Origin of the sequence: Clostridium grantii DSM 8605 (assembly GCF_900129965.1) — a bacterium.
Classification (GTDB): domain Bacteria; phylum Bacillota; class Clostridia; order Clostridiales; family Clostridiaceae; genus Clostridium_AF; species Clostridium_AF grantii.
In genome coordinates this window covers 218,400-237,072 of sequence record NZ_FQXM01000004.1, presented here as the reverse complement: position 1 = coordinate 237,072, position 18,673 = coordinate 218,400, and the positions used below count along the sequence as shown (strand labels likewise).

19 protein-coding genes and 1 other RNA gene are annotated in these 18,673 nt (G+C 29.7%); all 20 read left to right on the top strand.

Going from position 1 to position 18,673, the window contains the following annotated elements:
* Nucleotides 1-67: 67 nt before the first annotated feature.
* On the top strand, nucleotides 68-673 hold the full coding sequence (ruvA, locus tag BUB83_RS04805; RefSeq protein ID WP_073337310.1) for a Holliday junction branch migration protein RuvA: 606 nt from the start codon (nucleotides 68-70) through the stop codon (nucleotides 671-673).
* A gap of 12 nt (nucleotides 674-685) precedes the next feature.
* The gene (gene ruvB, locus BUB83_RS04800; protein WP_073337309.1) at nucleotides 686-1,690 is read left to right on the top strand and encodes a Holliday junction branch migration DNA helicase RuvB; all 1,005 of its coding nucleotides are present in this window, start codon (nucleotides 686-688) and stop codon (nucleotides 1,688-1,690) included.
* A gap of 15 nt (nucleotides 1,691-1,705) precedes the next feature.
* Nucleotides 1,706-2,731: a tRNA preQ1(34) S-adenosylmethionine ribosyltransferase-isomerase QueA gene (queA, locus tag BUB83_RS04795; protein WP_073337308.1), complete on the top strand. Its 1,026-nt coding sequence runs from the start codon at nucleotides 1,706-1,708 to the stop codon at nucleotides 2,729-2,731.
* An 18-nt stretch (nucleotides 2,732-2,749) separates the two neighbouring features.
* The gene (gene tgt / locus BUB83_RS04790; RefSeq protein WP_073337307.1) at nucleotides 2,750-3,880 is read left to right on the top strand and encodes a tRNA guanosine(34) transglycosylase Tgt; all 1,131 of its coding nucleotides are present in this window, start codon (nucleotides 2,750-2,752) and stop codon (nucleotides 3,878-3,880) included.
* 12 nt (nucleotides 3,881-3,892) lie between these two features.
* Nucleotides 3,893-4,171, top strand: a complete 279-nt coding sequence (gene yajC / locus BUB83_RS04785; RefSeq protein WP_073337306.1) for a preprotein translocase subunit YajC — start codon at nucleotides 3,893-3,895, stop codon at nucleotides 4,169-4,171.
* Nucleotides 4,172-4,225: 54 nt separating this feature from the next.
* Complete coding sequence (locus BUB83_RS04780; protein WP_073337305.1) at nucleotides 4,226-4,594, top strand: TIGR04086 family membrane protein; 369 nt, start codon at nucleotides 4,226-4,228, stop codon at nucleotides 4,592-4,594.
* 70 nt (nucleotides 4,595-4,664) lie between these two features.
* Entirely contained in the window at nucleotides 4,665-4,802 is a 138-nt protein-coding gene (gene scfA / locus BUB83_RS04775) for a six-cysteine ranthipeptide SCIFF (RefSeq protein ID WP_073337304.1), read from the top strand.
* A gap of 57 nt (nucleotides 4,803-4,859) precedes the next feature.
* Nucleotides 4,860-6,230 (top strand): thioether cross-link-forming SCIFF peptide maturase, encoded by a 1,371-nt coding sequence (gene scfB, locus BUB83_RS04770; protein WP_073337303.1) that lies wholly within the window; start codon nucleotides 4,860-4,862, stop codon nucleotides 6,228-6,230.
* 84 nt (nucleotides 6,231-6,314) lie between these two features.
* A complete protein-coding gene (gene secD, locus BUB83_RS04765) occupies nucleotides 6,315-7,580 on the top strand; it encodes a protein translocase subunit SecD (RefSeq protein ID WP_073337302.1) in 1,266 nt (421 codons plus the stop codon).
* 4 nt (nucleotides 7,581-7,584) lie between these two features.
* Nucleotides 7,585-8,439, top strand: coding sequence for a protein translocase subunit SecF (gene secF / locus BUB83_RS04760; RefSeq protein ID WP_073337301.1), 855 nt, complete (start codon nucleotides 7,585-7,587; stop codon nucleotides 8,437-8,439).
* 175 nt (nucleotides 8,440-8,614) lie between these two features.
* Complete coding sequence (locus BUB83_RS04755) at nucleotides 8,615-9,466, top strand: DHH family phosphoesterase (RefSeq protein WP_073337300.1); 852 nt, start codon at nucleotides 8,615-8,617, stop codon at nucleotides 9,464-9,466.
* A 40-nt stretch (nucleotides 9,467-9,506) separates the two neighbouring features.
* On the top strand, nucleotides 9,507-10,025 hold the full coding sequence (locus BUB83_RS04750; protein ID WP_073337299.1) for an adenine phosphoribosyltransferase: 519 nt from the start codon (nucleotides 9,507-9,509) through the stop codon (nucleotides 10,023-10,025).
* A gap of 164 nt (nucleotides 10,026-10,189) precedes the next feature.
* Complete coding sequence (locus tag BUB83_RS04745; RefSeq protein ID WP_073337298.1) at nucleotides 10,190-12,361, top strand: RelA/SpoT family protein; 2,172 nt, start codon at nucleotides 10,190-10,192, stop codon at nucleotides 12,359-12,361.
* A gap of 38 nt (nucleotides 12,362-12,399) precedes the next feature.
* Nucleotides 12,400-12,849 carry a D-aminoacyl-tRNA deacylase gene (gene dtd / locus BUB83_RS04740; protein ID WP_073337297.1) on the top strand — a complete coding sequence of 150 codons (450 nt, stop codon included), beginning with the start codon at nucleotides 12,400-12,402 and terminating at the stop codon, nucleotides 12,847-12,849.
* A gap of 10 nt (nucleotides 12,850-12,859) precedes the next feature.
* Complete coding sequence (locus BUB83_RS04735; RefSeq protein WP_073337296.1) at nucleotides 12,860-13,459, top strand: MBL fold metallo-hydrolase; 600 nt, start codon at nucleotides 12,860-12,862, stop codon at nucleotides 13,457-13,459.
* A 15-nt stretch (nucleotides 13,460-13,474) separates the two neighbouring features.
* Nucleotides 13,475-14,911, top strand: coding sequence for a coproporphyrinogen III oxidase (locus BUB83_RS04730; RefSeq protein WP_073337295.1), 1,437 nt, complete (start codon nucleotides 13,475-13,477; stop codon nucleotides 14,909-14,911).
* Between the two features lie 89 nt (nucleotides 14,912-15,000).
* Nucleotides 15,001-16,785 carry an aspartate--tRNA ligase gene (aspS, locus tag BUB83_RS04725; RefSeq protein WP_073337294.1) on the top strand — a complete coding sequence of 595 codons (1,785 nt, stop codon included), beginning with the start codon at nucleotides 15,001-15,003 and terminating at the stop codon, nucleotides 16,783-16,785.
* Between the two features lie 56 nt (nucleotides 16,786-16,841).
* A non-coding RNA gene (gene ssrS / locus BUB83_RS04720) (6S RNA) lies at nucleotides 16,842-17,017 on the top strand.
* Between the two features lie 46 nt (nucleotides 17,018-17,063).
* Entirely contained in the window at nucleotides 17,064-17,333 is a 270-nt protein-coding gene (locus BUB83_RS04715) for a metal-sensitive transcriptional regulator (RefSeq protein WP_073337293.1), read from the top strand.
* Between the two features lie 66 nt (nucleotides 17,334-17,399).
* A complete protein-coding gene (gene hisS, locus BUB83_RS04710; RefSeq protein ID WP_073337292.1) occupies nucleotides 17,400-18,656 on the top strand; it encodes a histidine--tRNA ligase in 1,257 nt (418 codons plus the stop codon).
* Nucleotides 18,657-18,673 lie beyond the last annotated feature (17 nt).

The window sequence follows — 18,673 nt, the reverse complement described above, 5'->3', positions numbered from 1 at the left end:
AGTGTTAAAGTATTATAGAATGGTTATGCTTAAGCAATATATGATTTTTGTTTTTGGAGGATTTTTAATGTACGAATACATTATAGGTAAATATGTAGGCTTGAAAAAAGAATTTGCAATAATCGAAAATAATAGTTTAGCATATAAAATATTTATTTCAGGAAATACAATGGCTCAGTTGCCTCATATAAATGAAGAAGTTAAGCTTTATTTGCAACAAATAGTAAGGGAAGATTTTATTGGATTATATGGATTTATTAATGATGAAGAAAAAGATATGTTTAATATGTTATTACAAATTAATGGAGTGGGAGCAAAAGCTGCTTTATCACTACTTTCTATAAGTAATGTCCAAAATTTAAAGTTATCTATTATAACCAGCGATTATAAAACTTTGACTAAAGCACCTGGAATTGGGGCGAAAACTGCTCAAAGGATTGTTTTAGAATTAAAAGATAAAATAGATTTTGTTGATGATGAAAACAATGTTAATCTTGAAATGAATATTGGAAATAATGGAATCAATAAGAAAAAATCTAGTGAAGCTTTAGAAGCTTTGGTTTCTTTAGGTTTTACAGCTAAAGAAGCAGAAAAAGCTTTGGCAGAAGTTGATTTGAATTTGAACTTGGACGAAATTATCAAGATTTCATTAAAAAGCTTAATTCAGATGTAAGGAGCGTAATAAATGGAAGATAGAATAGTATCACAATCTTTATTAAATGAAGATAATGATGTGGAGTATTCTTTAAGACCTAATAATTTAAAAGAATATATAGGGCAGGATAAAGTTAAGGAAAAACTTGATATATTTATAAAAGCTGCTAAATTAAGAAATGAAGCTTTGGACCATGTTCTATTATACGGACCCCCAGGACTTGGGAAAACTACTATGGCTAATATTATTGCTAATGAAATGGGTGGAAATCTTAAAGTCACTTCAGGTCCAGCAATAGAAAGAGCAGGGGACTTGGCTGCAATTTTAACATCATTAAATGATTATGATGTTCTTTTTATCGACGAAATTCACAGATTAAATAGAAATATAGAAGAAATTTTATATCCGGCTATGGAAGATTATGCCATAGATATTGTTATTGGAAAAGGAGCTGCTGCTAAATCTATTAGACTAGATTTGCCTAAATTTACTTTGATCGGAGCTACTACTAGAGTTGGACTTTTGAGTGCACCTTTAAGAGATCGATTTGGTGTGCTAAATGCTATGGAGTATTATAATCATGATGAACTTCAATACATTGTTTCTAGATCATCAAGTATTCTTAATGCAAAGATGACAGAGTCAGCTGCTTATGAAATCGCTAGACGTTCAAGAGGAACACCCAGAATAGCTAATAGAATTTTAAAAAGAGTTAGAGATTATTGTGATATAAAGTGCAATGGATTAATTGATAAAGACTCAGCAAAGGCTGCATTGGATTTATTAGAAATAGATAAAGAAGGTTTAGATATTATTGACTTAAAAATATTGAATGCAGTAATAGATAATTTCTCAGGGGGACCTGTTGGAATTGAAACTCTTTCGTATTTTATTGGAGAAGAGTTAGATACTATACAAGATGTTTACGAACCTTATTTATTGCAAAAGGGTTATATTGTTAGACTACCAAGAGGAAGAAAAGCTACGAAAAAGGCTTATGAACATTTAGGAAGAAATTTTTGTGAGGAATCATAATAAGGAGTGGAGATTTTGAAAGTAAAAGATTTTGATTTTTATTTGCCGGAGGAATTGATTGCACAACATCCTATGAAAAAAAGGGATGAATCAAGACTTATGGTTTTGGATAAAGTTACAGGGAAAGTTCAACATAAGGTTTTCAAAGATATAATTGATTATCTAGAAGAAGGGGACTGCCTTGTATTAAATGATACAAGAGTAATGCCAGCTAGATTATTTGGAGTTAAAAAGGATACTCAAAGTAAAATAGAATTTTTATTGCTAAAAAGATTGAACGACAATAAATGGGAAACTTTAGTTAAGCCGGGAAAAAAGGCTAAAATTGGTGCGGAAATAATTTTTGGAGAAGGAATATTAACTGGGACTATAGTTGATATTTGCGAAGATGGAAGTAGAATAATTCAATTTAATTATAAAGGCATTTTTGAAGAAATCCTAGATGAATTAGGACAAATGCCACTACCACCATATATTACTGAAAGATTGGAAGATAAAGAAAGATATCAAACAGTTTATTCAAAAGAAGTGGGGTCAGCAGCAGCACCTACAGCTGGCTTGCATTTTACAAAAGATTTAATGGAAAAGATAAAAGATAAAGGAATTAAAATTGCTTTTCTTACACTTCATGTAGGACTTGGAACTTTTAGACCAGTTAAAGTTGAGAATATTGATGACCATCATATGCATTCAGAGTTTTACGTGATGACAAAGGAAACAGCAGAAATTATTAATGAAACCAAAAAAAACAAAGGTAGAATAATAGCTGTTGGAACTACGTCTTGCAGAACCTTAGAAACTGTTGCAGATGAAAATGGATGGATTAGTGAGAAAACAGGATGGACTGATATTTTTATTTACCCAGGATATAAATTTAAAGTAGTGGATAAAATGATTACTAATTTTCACTTGCCTCAATCTACATTATTAATGCTTATTAGTGCTTTATCTTCTCAAAAAATAATAATGGATGCATATGAAGAAGCTATTGAACAAAGATATAGATTTTTTAGTTTTGGCGACAGCATGTTCATAAAGTAACTGAAAGGATGAAAAAAATTGTTTAAATTAAAAAATACAGATAATAGAGCTAGAAGAGGAGAATTTATAACTCCTCATGGTACAATACAAACACCGGTTTTTATGAATGTTGGAACTTTAGCGGCTATAAAAGGCGCAGTTTCTTCTATGGATTTAAAGGATATTGGATGTCAAGTGGAGCTATCAAATACTTATCATCTTCATTTGAGACCGGGTGATGAAGTTATAAAGAAACTTGGTGGATTACATAAATTTATGAATTGGGATCAGCCAATTCTTACTGACTCAGGCGGATTTCAGGTGTTTTCTTTATCAAAAATGAGGAAAATAAAAGAAGAAGGAGTTTATTTTAACTCTCATATCGATGGAAGAAAAATTTTTATGGGACCGGAAGAAAGTATGCAAATTCAAAGTAATCTAGCATCTACTATTGCTATGGCTTTTGATGAGTGTATTGAAAATCCTTCTCCGCGTAATTATGTGTTAAATTCTGTTGATAGAACAACTCGTTGGCTTGAAAGATGTAAAAATGAAATGGATAAATTGAACTCTCAGGAAGATACCATTAATAAAAAGCAAATGCTTTTTGGAATTAACCAAGGTGGAGTTTATGAAGATATAAGAATACAGCATGCAAAAACCATATCACAATTTGATTTAGATGGATATGCAATTGGAGGATTGGCTGTTGGAGAAACTCATGAAGAAATGTATAGAGTTATTGAAGCGGTAGAACCATTTTTGCCTAAAGATAAACCAAGGTATTTGATGGGGGTAGGAATGCCATCTAATATATTAGAAGCGGTTTCGAGGGGAGTAGATTTCTTTGACTGCGTTTTACCAGCAAGAAACGGTCGTCATGGCCATGTTTTCACTAGTGAGGGTAAGATCAACTTGTTTAATGCAAAGTTTGAATTAGATGATAGACCTATTGATGAAGGATGTCAATGTCCAGCTTGCCAAAATTATACTAGAGCTTATATTAGACATTTATTTAAAGCAAAAGAAATGTTAGCTATGAGATTATGTGTTTTACACAATCTATATTTTTACAACAAATTGATGGAAGATATTAGAATAGCCATTGATGAAAACAGATTTGAAGAATTTAAAAATGAAAAACTATTCCAATGGAATGGAAAAGCATAAGGAGGTGAAATAATGGAACAATTATTTGGATTATTACCTTTTATAGTTATGATGGTTGTTTTTTATTTGGTACTTTTTTTACCAGAGAGAAAAAGAAAAAAACAATATCAATCAATGTTAGACTCTCTTTCAGTTAATGACGAGGTTATGACAAGAGGCGGTATTATTGGTAGAATAATCAATCTTCAAGATGAGTTTATTATTCTTGAAACTGGTCCTGAAAGAGTAAGAATTAAAGTGCAAAGAAAAGGCATTTCTTCAGTATCAAAAAGCAGTCAAATAGCTGAATAGTAAGTAATAAATCACCTTCTATCATCATATTTATTAATGATAGGAGGTGTGTTTATGAAAAAAAGAGATTTTGTTTATATTGTAGAAGGTGTACTGAGAGGATTTTTTTTAACGTTATTGTTGATTCTTATTTATTCCCTAATTGGGGCTTATGTGGACATAGATGAAAAGGTCACATCAGCCTACATAGTAATTGTAACTGCACTTAGTGTAATGTATGGGTCAATCTATGGGGGAAGAAAAATAGAGTCAAAGGGATGGTTAACAGGAATTTGTGTAGCAATAATGTATATGCTTGCAATTTATTTGGTTTCAATTATCAATGGAAGAGGATTTGAAATTTCTTCTTATGGTTTATTGAGATTATCTTTAGCTTTAGCTGTAGGAATGTTTTCAGGTATGCTTAGTGTTAATATGGAATAGAAAAAAGCTTTATATTCTTTATTATATATGATATAATTTTAGGGACAAATTATGAAATGGAGGAATTATAATGAAACATATTAAAACAGTTAATAAACAAAATATAAAAGAAAGTTTAAAAAAACCAGGCTGTAAGGAATGTGCAAACTCTTGCCAATCAGCTTGTAAAACATCTTGTACAGTTGCAAACTTAGAATGTGAAAAGTAATTTTGTTTAGCAGTAACTTAGGTTACTGCTATAAATTCGTTAAGGGGGAAATAAATAATGGCATTGATACATAAATTTTCACAATGTGGAGATTATTTTTTATTAGATGTAAATACAGGAGCATTACACATTGTTGATGAGCTTGTATATGATCTTCTAGATGATGAAGGAATGAAACCTTTACAAGAATTGCTAGAATTATATAGTGATAAATATGGTGAAGAAGTAATAAAAGAAGCATATGGTGAAATAAATGAATTAGTGGAAGAAGGGTCTTTATATTCTAAAGAATTATATGAAGAAATTGCTAAAACTTTTGAAAAATCACCTAACTTCGTTAAAGCTTTATGTTTAAATATAACACATGATTGTAATTTGAGATGTAAATATTGCTTTGCAGATGAAGGAAAATATCACGGAGCAAGAAAAGTTATGTCTGCAGAAGTTGGTAAAAAAGCCATCGATTTTGTAATAAAAAATTCAGGACCACGTACAAATATTGAAGTTGATTTGTTTGGTGGGGAACCATTGATGGCAATGAAGGAAATAAAAGAAATTGTTGATTATGCAAGAAGTAAAGAAAAAGAGAGCAACAAAAATATTAGATTTACTATGACAACTAATGCTACTTTACTAAATGAAGAAATCATGGATTATCTTAATGAGGAAATGGTTAATATAATTCTTAGTATTGATGGAAGAAAAGAAGTAAATGATAATGTTAGAATAAAACATGATGGAAGTGGTAGTTTTGAAGCAATACTACCTAAGATAAAAGAAATGGTAAAAAGAAGAGATAAAAGTAAAACTCATTATGTTAGGGGAACTTTTACTCATGAAAATTTAGATTTCTATAATGATATTATGTATTTAGTAAATGAAGGATTTAAAGAAATATCAGTTGAACCTGTTGTACTACCTGATGAGCATAAGTTGGCATTAAGAGAAGAAGACCTAGAAGAAATATTTAATAATTACGATAAGCTTTATTTAGAAATGTTAAATAGAAAGAAAGATGATATTTTTAATTTCTATCACTTTAATATAGATCTTCAAGGGGGACCTTGTGCTTATAAAAGAATCTCAGGCTGTGGAGCAGGACACGAATATGTATCTGTAACACCAGAAGGAGACATTTATCCTTGTCATCAATTCGTAGGAAATAAAGAATTTTATATGGGAAGTATTTTTGATGAAGATGAAAGCATGGATACTAATATTGCAGAAGAATTTAAAAAAGCTCATTTATATAGCAAACCAATTTGTAGACACTGTTGGGCTAGATTCTATTGTAGTGGGGGGTGCCAAGCAAATAACTTTAACTTTAATGGAGATATGAAAATACCATATGAAATTGGATGTGAAATGCAAAAGAAAAGAATCGAATGTGCCATTGCTTTAAAAGCTAAAGCTATGGAGGAAAATTAAGTATTGGAAGTTGTTGACTGTATTATATAAAAAGAATATAATTAGTAATGACTATGGCTATACAATTGACGAAGGAGGATGAAAATGGGTAACTCAAAATCAAAAAAGAACAGTAAAGTTTCAAGTATTGTTAAATTTATTATTGTTGTTTCATTAATAGGTTTATATTCATATACTGGGGCTGTAGGTTTTAAAAGTATATTTGGTTATAAAGTAGCACCATTTACTGAAACAATTAAAAAAGGATTAGATTTACAAGGTGGAGTATCAGTTCTTGAAGAAATTCAAGCAGATGAGGTTGATGAAGCCACAATGGAAAGAACCATTGAAATGCTTTCAATGAGGGTTAATCCAGATGGAGTTAAAGAAACAAGTGTTCAACAGGAAGGAGAAAACAGAATTAGAATAGAAATTCCTGGTGAATTTGATGCAGAAAAAGTATTGGAAAGTATTGGTAAGACTGGTAAGTTAGAATTTAGAGATCCCGACGGAAATGTAATTTTATCAGGTGACGAAGTTACAGATGCATCAGCATATTTAGATCAATATAGTAGTCCTACTATAAGCCTTGAATTTAGTGCTGAAGGAACTACAAAGTTTGCAGAAGCTACTGAAAAATTTATAGGGCAAGCAATCGGTATATATATGGACGATGAATTGTTGACAAATCCTACAGTAAACAGTACAATTACTGATGGTAAAGCAATTATAACAGGAAGTGATACTCTTGAAGAAGCTTCAAGAAAAGCTGGTATAATTAAATCAGGTGCTCTTCCAGTAACATTAAAGGCTGTGGAATATAAAACAGTAGGGGCAACATTAGGTGCCAGTGCATTACCATTAAGTATAAAAGCGGGTATAATTGGTATATTAATAGTTTTTATTTTTATGATAGCATATTATAGAATGCCAGGTTTAATGGCTAATATAGCTTTGTTACTTTATGTGTTTTTAGTACTTGGAACATTTTCTACAATCGAAGCTACTCTTACATTATCAGGAATAGCAGGATTCTTGCTAACGGTAGGTATGGCAGTAGATGCAAATGTATTAATATTTGAGAGAATAAAAGAAGAATTAAAATTAGGAAAAACCATTAAAAATGCTGTTGATACTGGATTTAGCAGAGCATTATCCTCAATACTAGATTCTAATATAACAACTATAATTGCTGCAATTGTGTTATATTCACTTGGTTCTGGTTCGGTAAAAGGATTTGCTTTAACTCTTATGATAGGTATTGTATTAAGTATTTTTACTGCTCTTACTATAACAAGATTATTGTTGAATCTTGCTATAAACATTGGACTAATTAAAAGTTCATCTCATTTTGGGGTAAGAAGGGGGTAAGAAAATGCTTAAGATTATAGAAAAAACTAAAATATGGTTCGCAATATCAATAGTATTAATTGTTATTGGAATGGGTTCACTTTTTGTTAATGGATTAAATTTTGGTATCGATTTTAATGGTGGAACAGTTGTAACTATTGAAATGGGTGAAAAAATTATCCCAGAAACTAAATCAGAAATTGATACAATAATTCAGAAGTATGACAAAAATGCAACATCTAATACTTCAAATGAAACTCAAATTGAGATTAAAAGTAATTCTTTAGATGAAAACACAACAAACGATTTATTTGAAGAAATTAAAACAGCTTATAACTTGGAAGATGCTGACTTACTTTCTCAAAGTAATGTAGGTCCAGCAGTAGGAAAAGAATTGAAAAGTAAAGCTCTTAAAGCACTTGTAATTGCTGTTTTAGCAATGTTGGCGTACATAGCTATAAGATTTGAATTTAAATTTGGTATTGCAGCTGTAATTGCTTTATTACATGATATTTTAATTACATTAGGTGTTTATGCTTTATTTAGAGTTCCATTAAATACTCCTTTTATAGCAGCTATGCTTACTATTCTAGGGTATTCCATTAATGATACAATTGTTATTTTTGATAGAATAAGAGAAAATACTAAAAATATGAAGGGGAAAAGTATTACGGAAGTTACAAATATAAGTGTGACTCAAACTATGTCAAGATCTATAAATACAGTTTTGACTACATTAATTACTATAGTTTCAGTATACATATTTGTACCAGCTGTAAGAGATTTCACTTTTCCGCTAATTGTAGGTATATTGTCAGGTGCTTATTCTTCAATATTTATCGCAAGCCCTGTGTGGGTATTACTAAAAAAGCAAAAGTAATTTTGGGATGCTTATAAAAAGTCTGAAGTACTTCAGACTTTTTATTTTTCACCTTTGGTTAATAACCTTTTGCAAGCAGATATAAAGGAAAAAAATTATATTATATTAAAATTATTGTATTTATTTTTATTTTAAACTATAATAAATATATTTCCTTGCTTTCGGAGGACTACTTATGGAAAAACGTTTTACTAATCAAAATCATATGAACAACTTTCATAATCCTTTATTGCTAAAAGGCATTGATAAAGCTTTGGCGAGAATAATTAAGGCTGTAAATGAAAGAGAAAAAATAGTTTTATATGGTAGCTCTGACGTGGACGGAATAACGAGTACAGCTATGATAATACTTATACTAAAGTATTTAAACGCAGATGTGGAGTATTACGTACCTGATAAGGCTGCCTCTAAACAATTTAATACTGAGTTTATTGAAAGCCATGTAAAATATCTAGGAGCAAAAGTCATTATAACTTTTGGGTGTGGGATAGATTCTTTAGATGAAATTTATTTGTGTAAAAAGTTAGGCATTGATTTAATAATAACTGATTATCGAAAGTCAGATATTATACCAGTGGATACAATAATAATAAATCCTAATCAATCAGGCTGTCAGTATCCTTATAAGGATTTAACTGCAAGTGGAATAGCTTTTAAGATAGCTCAAACTATTGCAGGATATTATCATATTAGTTGTGTAAATAAATATTTGGATTTAGTTTCTATTGGTATTGTGTCAACAAATATTAATATTGATGGTGAAAATAGAATTATAGTAGAGCAAGGGATAAAAGCTATGACGCTATCAAATAATTATGGGCTCAATGCAATAAAGAAACTTAAGAAATTCCAATTAGTTGATATAAATACTTTAAAAGCTTGCGCAGATATATTTATGGCACAAGTAAATGCTTTGGGCAGAATGGATGATGCAAAAATTGTTATTGAATTACTCACTACTAACGATGAAGAAAGAGCAGAAAGAATTGCAAAATATTTAATTAACAAATCAAAAAAAAGTTTATAATAAATTAATTTAAAATAAATTTAATTTAGGAGGAATAAAAGTGAATTTAAAAGATAAGATAAGAATAGTCGAAAATTTTCCTAAAGAAGGTATTAGTTTTAAAGATATCACAACTATTTTACAAGACGGAGAGGCTTTTAGATCTTGTATAGATGAAATAGTAAATTACTTAAAAGATAAGAATATAGATGTAATTGTAGGACCGGAAGCTAGAGGGTTTTTATTTGGAACACCAGTAGCTTACGAATTAGGAATAGGTTTTGTTCCTGTTAGAAAAAAAGGGAAATTACCTAGTGAAACCATTGAAGTTGAGTATCAGTTAGAATATGGTACTGATATATTGCAAGTACACAAAGATGCTATTAAACCTGGGCAAAGGGTTGCTATAGTGGATGATTTATTAGCAACTGGTGGCACTATTGAATCAGCCGCAAAATTAGTTGAAAAAATAGGTGGTAAAGTTGTAACTATGAATTTTGTAGTTGAATTAACGGATTTAAAAGGACGAGATAAATTAAACGATTATGATGTGCAAACTTTAGTAGAATATAATATTTAATAATAAGACCAAAAAAGTAGTTTAGCTTTTTTGGTCTTATTATTTTAAGGATATGATAAGAAATGCTTATATATCTTATTGCAAAATATAACAGGGTATTATATAATATTATAAAAAACTAAAGCTGGTTAGTAGTGCCAGCTTTTGATTTTGGAGAGAATTTGATGATAAAAGAATTGATGAAGGCTATAGATGAAAATTGTATAAATGTTGACAAAAATTTTATTGTAAAAGCTTATGAGCTTGCAAGAGATGCTCATGTAGAACAAAAAAGAGAGTCTGGAGAGCCTTATATTATTCATCCTGTGGAAGTGGCAACTATACTTGCAGAAATGGGATTAGATGAAAATGTAATTGCAGCCAGTTTACTTCATGACGTTATCGAAGATACAGAATATACCTTCCAAGAGATTGAGAATTTATTTAATACTCAAGTAGCAACTTTGGTGGAAGGGGTAACTAAACTTGGTAAGATAAAATATCAAACAAAAGAAGAGCGCCAAGCTGAAAGTGTTAGAAAAATGCTTTTTGCTATGACGAAAGATATTAGAGTTATTTTGATAAAATTAGCCGATAGATTGCATAATATGCGCACTTTGAAGTTTATGAGTGTAGAAAAGCAAAAAGAAAAAGCTAAGGAAACATTAGATATTTATGCTCCTTTAGCTCACAGACTTGGAATGTCAAAAATAAAATGGGAACTAGAAGATTTATCTCTTAGATATATGCATCCAGAAGAGTATTATCAATTGGTAAATGAGATAGCTGAAAAACGTGAAGAAAGAGAATTGTATATTTCCAATATAACTTCTGAGTTAATTACTAAACTATCTTTAGCAGGTATTGAAATCGAAATTGATGGAAGACCTAAGCATTTTTATAGTATATATAGAAAAATGGTAATTAAAAATAAAAAGTTAGAAGAGATATTCGATTTAACAGCCATTAGAATATTAGTAGAGGACATCAAAGATTGCTATGCAGCTTTAGGTATTGTTCATACAATGTATAAACCAATACCAGGTAGATTTAAAGATTATATAGCTATGCCAAAACCTAATATGTATCAATCCCTTCACACAACAGTTATAGGACCGGAAGGAAAGCCTTTTGAAATTCAAATTAGAACTTTTGATATGCATAGAACATCAGAATATGGAATTGCTGCTCATTGGAAATATAAGCAAGGGTCTGAAGGAGATAGAGAATACGAAGAAAAATTAACTTGGTTGAGAGAAACACTAGAGTGGCAAAGAGAAACTTCAAATGCTGAAGAATTTATGGAAGATTTTAAAATAGATATGTTTTCAGATGAAATTTTTGTTTTTACACCAAATGGTAAAGTTATTAATTTGCCTTACCATTCCACTCCTATTGATTTTGCTTATAGAATTCATACAGATGTAGGTCATAAATGTTCTGGGGCAAAAGTAAATGGGAAACTTGTTCCTTTAGATTATCATTTAAAAACTGGAGAAATAGTAGAAATTAATACTAGTTCACACTCAAAAGGTCCAAGTTTACATTGGTTAAAAATCACTCAATCTAATCAAGCTAGAAGTAAGATAAAAGCTTGGTTTAAGAAACAACAAAAGGAAGAAACTTTAGAAAAAGGCAAAGAATTTTTAGAAAAAGAATCAAAAAAACAAGGATATTCTTTAGGAGAATTAACAAAAGGAAAGCCTTTTGAAAAGTTTTTAGATAGATATCATATGAATAATTTAGAAGAGCTTTATGTTACTGTAGGAAATGGAAATATGTTAGCAGCTACCGTAATAGCAAAGATTCTAAAGTATTCTAATAAAAAGGAAAATGTTGACCTTGAGGCTTTAAAAGAACAATTGCTAAAAGAAACTAAAACAATTAAAAAGAAGAAAAGTTCACCAGGAATAATGGTAAAAGGTATAGATAATGTTTTAGTAAGATTTGCAAAGTGTTGTACACCAGTTCCAGGGGATGATATTATAGGTTATATAACTAAAGGCAGAGGGGTTTCAGTTCATAGAAAAGATTGTTTGAATGTAAATAATTTAATAAATACTGACAGTAGTAGAATGGTTCAAGTGTCTTGGGAAGAAAAAGAATCGATTAAGGATGACTATATTACTGGTATAGAAATAAAGGCGGAAGATAGAACTGGTCTTTTAGCAGATTTAATGGAAATAATAGCCAATAAAAAAGTATCTCTTTATGCAGTTAACGTGCAACCGGTTAAAGCAAATATTGCTTATGTAACCTTAAAAGTAAAGATTCAAGATATTAAAAGATTAGAAGATATAATGAAACAACTAAAATACGTTAGAAGTGTTATTTCAGTCTATAGAACTAAAAGTTAATTAGTTCTATAGACTTTCCTTTAGAAAGGGTGATGAATTTGAGAGCGATTGTTCAAAGAGTATCTAGTTCAAAAGTGGTAGTTGATAATACAGTGGTTGGAAAAATTGGGAAAGGTCTTAATGTTTTGCTAGGGATTTCTGTAGAAGATAATTTTGAAGATGTAAAATATATGAAAGATAAAATTGTCAACTTGAGAATTTTTGAAGACCAAGAAGGCAAGTTAAATAAATCGTTGAAAGATATAAATGGAGAATTAATAGTAATATCACAATTCACTTTATATGGAGATTGCAGAAAAGGAAGAAGACCCTCTTTTATTAATGCTTTGTCAGGAGATAAATCAGAAGTTTTATACAATGAATTTATTCATTTGTGTGAAGATGAAGTGGATAAGGTTGAAAAAGGTATTTTTGGAGCAGATATGCAAGTGGAAATACAAAATGATGGACCGGTAACTTTATTAATTGAAAGTAAAAAAACTTTTTAGGAGGAATTTAATGAGTATTAAGTTTGAAACGTTAGAAGTAGGATACCTACAAGAAAATTGTTATATTGTTTATGATGAATCTTCTTTAGAGGGAGTAGTGATTGATCCAGGTGATGAGGAAAATAAAATCATAGCTACTATTGAAAAGATAGGCGTGGATGTGAAATATATACTATTAACCCATGGACATATGGATCATACGGGAGCAGCTGAGGCATTATTATACAAATATAATGTTCCTTTATTGATGAATGAAGAAGATTATAAATTTATTAAAGATAATACTCAGGTTTTTGGGGAGTTTAAGAAATATTCTACAGAAAGCTTTTTGAAGGACAAGGATGAAGTTATAATTGGAAGCAGTAAAATAAAATGCATCGAGACTCCAGGACATTCTCCAGGGGGAATATGTTTTTTAGTGGACGATTATTTATTCTCAGGTGATACAATGTTTATGAGTAATATTGGCAGATGGGATTTGCCAGGAGGTAATTATTCAACCCTTGTGTCTAGTTTGAGAAATAAATTATATGTATTACCGGAAGAAATAAGGGTAATGCCTGGACATGGTCCGTATACCTTTATTAAAGCTGAAAAAAATAATTATTAAGAAAGAAGTTTTTAAATGTTAAATGTGTATCTAAACCATATGGAAGTGAGATTTTCACTTTACCAGCTTTTAAATATGTATTTCCCTTTTGAAATAATTCAATTCAATCAAGAAAAGGATTATGATTATAAATTCTTAATTCAGGGAGAAAATATTTCAATTTATTATAAAAATAAGCTTGAACTTGAAAATAAAATAGAAAATAACTTTTCAGAAGAATTTAAAAAAATAGTATTTAATTATTTGAAGAAGAATACCAAAAAAGAATTGCCTTGGGGTATTTTATCTGGAATTAGGCCAACTAAACAAATTCATAAGCTAATGAAATTAAATTTGTCAAAAGAAGAAACTATAAGTATTTTTGAAGAGAAATTTTTAACTAGCCATGAAAAAGCAATACTTTGTTATGAAACAGCTATAGCGGAAAAGGAAATAGTTAACAAGGAAGAAAACAAAATAAGTATTTATATAGGAATACCTTTTTGTCCAACTAGGTGCTCATATTGTTCGTTTACCTCAAATCCTATTTCTAAATGTAAAAAAATTATAAATCCATATTTGGAAAGTTTATTTATGGAAATAGAAGCTATCTCTAAATTTGTAACAGAGAATAATCTTAAAATTCAATGTGTTTATATTGGAGGGGGAACTCCTACTTCTTTGAATGATGAAGATTTTCATAGTTTAATGACAAAAGTTTTTAATTATTTTGTGAAAAATAGAAATGTGGAAGAGTTTAATGTGGAATGCGGAAGACCAGATAGCATAACTTTAAACAAATTAAATTCCATGAAAGAATTCTTTGTAAATAGAATAAGCATAAATCCTCAAACTATGAATGATGATACATTAAAAAAAATTGGTAGAAAACACAACACTGAAGATATAATAGAAAACTTTAATAAAGCTCGACAACTTGGATTTGATAATATAAATATGGATTTGATTATAGGTTTACCAGGAGAAAATATTTCTTATGTAGAAAAAACTATTCAAGAAATCAAAAAATTAGATCCGGATAGTATTACCATTCATGGCATGTCAATTAAAAGAGCCTCTAAATTACATGAAGATTTGTTAAATAAAAAATTCAAAGTTGAAGAACAAAATAATTTAAATCAAATGTTTGAATTAACAAGAATTTTAGCAAAAGAATTAGAAATGAAGCCATATTATTTGTATAGACAGAAAAATATGGTTGGCAACATGGAGAATTTAGGGTATGCTAAGATAGGTAAAGAAGGAATCTATAATATTCAAATTATTGAAGAAAAGCAAACTATTATTGCATTGGGAGCAGATGCAGTAACTAAAATAGTTTATTTAGATGAGGATAGAATAGATAGAGTTGCAAATTTAAAAGATGTAAGAGAATACATAAAAAGAATTGATGAGAAAATTAATGAAAAACTAGTAAGGTTACAATTATTGCAAAATCATAGTAAAATATAAAATAATATTTTAATAAAAGTAAATAATAACATAACAGCAATAAGGTTAGTAAATAACAATCTTATTGCATAGGAAAGTGAGGCAATACAATGGGAGAATCATTAAACGGTTTAAAGAGAAGTATAATGTGTGGTAATCTTAAAGAAAACCATGTAGGTAATGAATTTACAGTAATGGGATGGGTTCAAAGAAAAAGAAATTTAGGAGCTTTGGTTTTTGTGGATCTTCGTGATACTACTGGATTATTGCAAGTGGTATTTGGTGAGGAAATAAATGTAGAGGCTTTTAATAAAGCAGAGTTATTAAAATCTGAATATTGTGTAGCTATAACTGGAGAATTAGTTTTAAGAGAATCTCCAAATAATAATCTTCCTACAGGAAAAGTTGAATTATTAGGTAAAAGTATTAAAATATTATCAGAGTCTGAAACACCAGCAATTTTAATTAAAGAAAACTTAGATACTGATGAAAGTATAAGATTAAAATACAGATATTTAGATTTAAGAAGACCAGATATGCAAAGAATATTTAAAATTAGACATAAAGTATCTAAAGTTGTAAGAGATTTCTTGGACGAAGAAAACTTTTTAGAACTAGAAACACCTATGCTTACAAAAAGTACGCCAGAAGGAGCTAGAGACTATCTTGTACCAAGTAGAAACTACCCAAGTATGTTTTATGCGCTTCCTCAATCTCCACAATTATTTAAACAATTATTGATGGTTTCAGGATTTGATAAATATTTCCAAATAGCGAAATGTTTTAGAGATGAAGATTTAAGAGCTAATAGACAACCAGAATTCACTCAAATTGACTTAGAAATGTCTTTTGTAGATACAGAAGACGTAATTAGTATGAATGAAAAATTATTACAAAGAGTGTTTAAAGAAGTAGGAAATATTGATATAAGTCTACCAATAAAAAGAATGCCTTACAAAGAAGCTATGGATAGATATGGGTCAGACAAACCAGACACTAGATTTGATCTTGAAATCGTAGATATTTCTCAGGTTGTAAAAGATACTGAATTTGCAGCTTTCAAAGGTGCTATAGAGAATGGTGGAAGCGTTAGAGGTATAAAAGTACCAGGTCAAGCAGGTATGGGAAGAAAGCAAGTTGATAAATTAACGGATTTTGTTAAAAAGTATAAAGCAAAAGGATTGGCTTGGATAGCTTATAAAGAGGATGAAATAAAATCACCAATATTAAAATTCTTAAAAGAAGAAGAAGTAACCGGAATACTTTCATCTTTTGAAGCAGAAAAAGGAGATTTAATACTTATAGTTGCTGATACTAATAAAGTAGTTTATCAATCTTTAGGGGCTTTGAGAATAGATGTAGCTAAAAAATTAGATTTGATAGATAATTCAAGATTTGATTTTCTTTGGGTTACAGAATTCCCTCTTGTATCTTATAACGAAGAAGAAGATAGATACCAAGCAGAACATCATCCTTTTACTATGCCTTTTGAAGAAGATTTACAATACTTAGAAACAGATCCTGGCAGAGTAAGATCTAATACTTATGATATAGTTTTAAATGGAGAAGAATTAGGTGGAGGAAGTATTAGAATCCATGATACACAACTTCAAGAAAGAATGTTTAAAGTATTAGGTTTTACAGAGGAAAGTGCTTGGGAAAGATTTGGATTCTTACTTGATGCATTCAAATTTGGACCACCACCACATGGCGGATTAGCTTACGGACTTGATAGAATGGTAATGTTTTTAGCAGGAACAGAGAATATTAAAGATGTTATTGCATTCCCTAAAAACCAAAATGCTTTCTGTCCTTTAACAGAAGCACCTAATGTAGTGGATGAAAAGCAATTAACTGAACTTGGAGTAAAAATTATTAAAGAAAATAAAGAATAAAAGCAAAATAACATAATATTTTTCATCATTTTGTAGTATAATATAAATATACATTAATGTTCCTGCTTTATACGTAGATGAAGTATATATTGACCCAACATTTTTTGATTGGGAATCTTGCTCTTTTAATCTATTGATGCTCTTAAATGAGAACTTGAAATTGAAAGGCGGATACCCACCTGTTGAGAGACAGGATCAACTATTAGTTCATATACGGTTTAGTGGGAACTTTTAATTAATTGATGCTACGAAAAATATCTAGAGTTAGTGAGGTACCTATGGAAGACAAAATCGTTTTAACTAAGGATATTCAAAATAGATTACGTAGGATTGAGGGACAGGTTAAAGGCATTGAAAGAATGTTAGATAATGAAGCCTGTTGTAAAGACATTTTGGTTCAAGTGGCTGCTGTAAGAGCGGCTGTTAATAAAGTTGGTACTATGATTATTCAAAATTATGCAGGAAATTGTCTTTTACCCAATGAGAATGAAGAACAAAGTGAAAAAGTGGAAGAATTACTTTCTACAATTACAATGTTTTTAAAATAGAGTAATCAAAAGCCTTTCTTAGGGCTTTTTTTATAATTCAATTTTGATTTACAATAGGAGGAAAGAATGAAGATTAATACAAACCCAGTGAGGGGAACTAGAGATTTTGGACCACAAGAAATGGAATTAAGAGATTATGTTACCAATGTAATAATGGAGATATACAGAAACCATGGATTTACAAGAATTCAAACACCGGTTTTAGAAAATATTGATTTACTTCTAGGCAGTGATGGAGGAGAAAATCTTAAATTGATTTATAAGATCTTAAAGAGGGGAAATAAAATAGATTTATCTCAAGAAAACTTAAAAGAAATTGATTTAGTTGATATGGGGTTACGTTACGATTTGACACTACCTTTAAGTAGATTTTATGCAAATAATTATAGTATTTTGCCATCAACTTTTAAAGGTATGCAAATAGGCGAGGTTTTTAGAGCAGAAAGACCACAAAAAGGTAGATATCGTTCTTTTTATCAATGCGACATAGACATAATTGGTGAAGAAAGTGAAATTGCAGAATTAGAGCTTATATTGACAACATCTGAAGCTTTACTAGCTTTAGAATTCAAAGATTTTATTATTCGTATAAACGATAGAAGAATTTTAACAGGATTAATTCAACATGCAGGTTTTAAAGAAGAAGATGTAAACAGTATATGTATTACCTTCGATAAATTAGATAAGATTGGTTTAGAAGGAGTAGAAAAAGAACTTAAAGGAAAAGAGTATAGTGATGAAATTATAAATAAATTTATAGCTATATTAACTGATATAAACCAAGGAATTGAGATTAGTGAAATGGAGAAGTTTGGAATAGAACAAAGTGTTTTAAATCCATTGAGCAATTTAATTGATATAGTTGAAAAACAATCAAAGGGAAAATTCAAAATCAAGTTTGATCCTACTATAGTAAGAGGAATGGGATATTATACTGGTATCATATATGAAATACAATGTGATGGCTTAGGAGTATCAATTGCAGGTGGAGGACGTTATGACAAAATGATTGGTCAATTCATGAAAAGTGATGTTCCGGCAGTTGGTTTCTCTATAGGATTTGAAAGAATTCTTTCAATAATGCAAGATAAAAATTTCAAAATACCAAATAGTTCTCAGAAAATAGCTTTTTTATTTGATAAAGAAAAAGACCATTTATCTAGTGTTATTGAAAAATCCGATGAGTTAAGAGCTGATAAAAATATAGTTGCTCTTATACAAAAGGGCAAAAAGATAGGAAAACAATTAGATAATCTTAAAGAACAAGGTTTTGATAGTTTTTGCATATATGGAGAAGAAATAGAAGTTAAGAAATTAGGTTAAAATATTATTTAATTAAA

What these genes read in the sequence shown, in the direction of transcription:
- scfB (WP_073337303.1), top strand. Translation starts at nt 4,860, where the DNA reads ATGGCATTGATACATAAATTTTCACAATGTGGAGATTATTTTTTATTA.
- hisS (WP_073337292.1), top strand. Translation starts at nt 17,400, where the DNA reads ATGAAGATTAATACAAACCCAGTGAGGGGAACTAGAGATTTTGGACCA.
- yajC (WP_073337306.1), top strand. Translation starts at nt 3,893, where the DNA reads ATGGAACAATTATTTGGATTATTACCTTTTATAGTTATGATGGTTGTT.
- ruvB (WP_073337309.1), top strand. Translation starts at nt 686, where the DNA reads ATGGAAGATAGAATAGTATCACAATCTTTATTAAATGAAGATAATGAT.
- secD (WP_073337302.1), top strand. Translation starts at nt 6,315, where the DNA reads ATGGGTAACTCAAAATCAAAAAAGAACAGTAAAGTTTCAAGTATTGTT.
- aspS (WP_073337294.1), top strand. Translation starts at nt 15,001, where the DNA reads ATGGGAGAATCATTAAACGGTTTAAAGAGAAGTATAATGTGTGGTAAT.
- BUB83_RS04755 (WP_073337300.1), top strand. Translation starts at nt 8,615, where the DNA reads ATGGAAAAACGTTTTACTAATCAAAATCATATGAACAACTTTCATAAT.
- BUB83_RS04735 (WP_073337296.1), top strand. Translation starts at nt 12,860, where the DNA reads ATGAGTATTAAGTTTGAAACGTTAGAAGTAGGATACCTACAAGAAAAT.
- scfA (WP_073337304.1), top strand. Translation starts at nt 4,665, where the DNA reads ATGAAACATATTAAAACAGTTAATAAACAAAATATAAAAGAAAGTTTA.
- BUB83_RS04745 (WP_073337298.1), top strand. Translation starts at nt 10,190, where the DNA reads ATGATAAAAGAATTGATGAAGGCTATAGATGAAAATTGTATAAATGTT.
- BUB83_RS04730 (WP_073337295.1), top strand. Translation starts at nt 13,475, where the DNA reads ATGTTAAATGTGTATCTAAACCATATGGAAGTGAGATTTTCACTTTAC.
- secF (WP_073337301.1), top strand. Translation starts at nt 7,585, where the DNA reads ATGCTTAAGATTATAGAAAAAACTAAAATATGGTTCGCAATATCAATA.
- BUB83_RS04780 (WP_073337305.1), top strand. Translation starts at nt 4,226, where the DNA reads ATGAAAAAAAGAGATTTTGTTTATATTGTAGAAGGTGTACTGAGAGGA.
- ruvA (WP_073337310.1), top strand. Translation starts at nt 68, where the DNA reads ATGTACGAATACATTATAGGTAAATATGTAGGCTTGAAAAAAGAATTT.
- BUB83_RS04715 (WP_073337293.1), top strand. Translation starts at nt 17,064, where the DNA reads ATGGAAGACAAAATCGTTTTAACTAAGGATATTCAAAATAGATTACGT.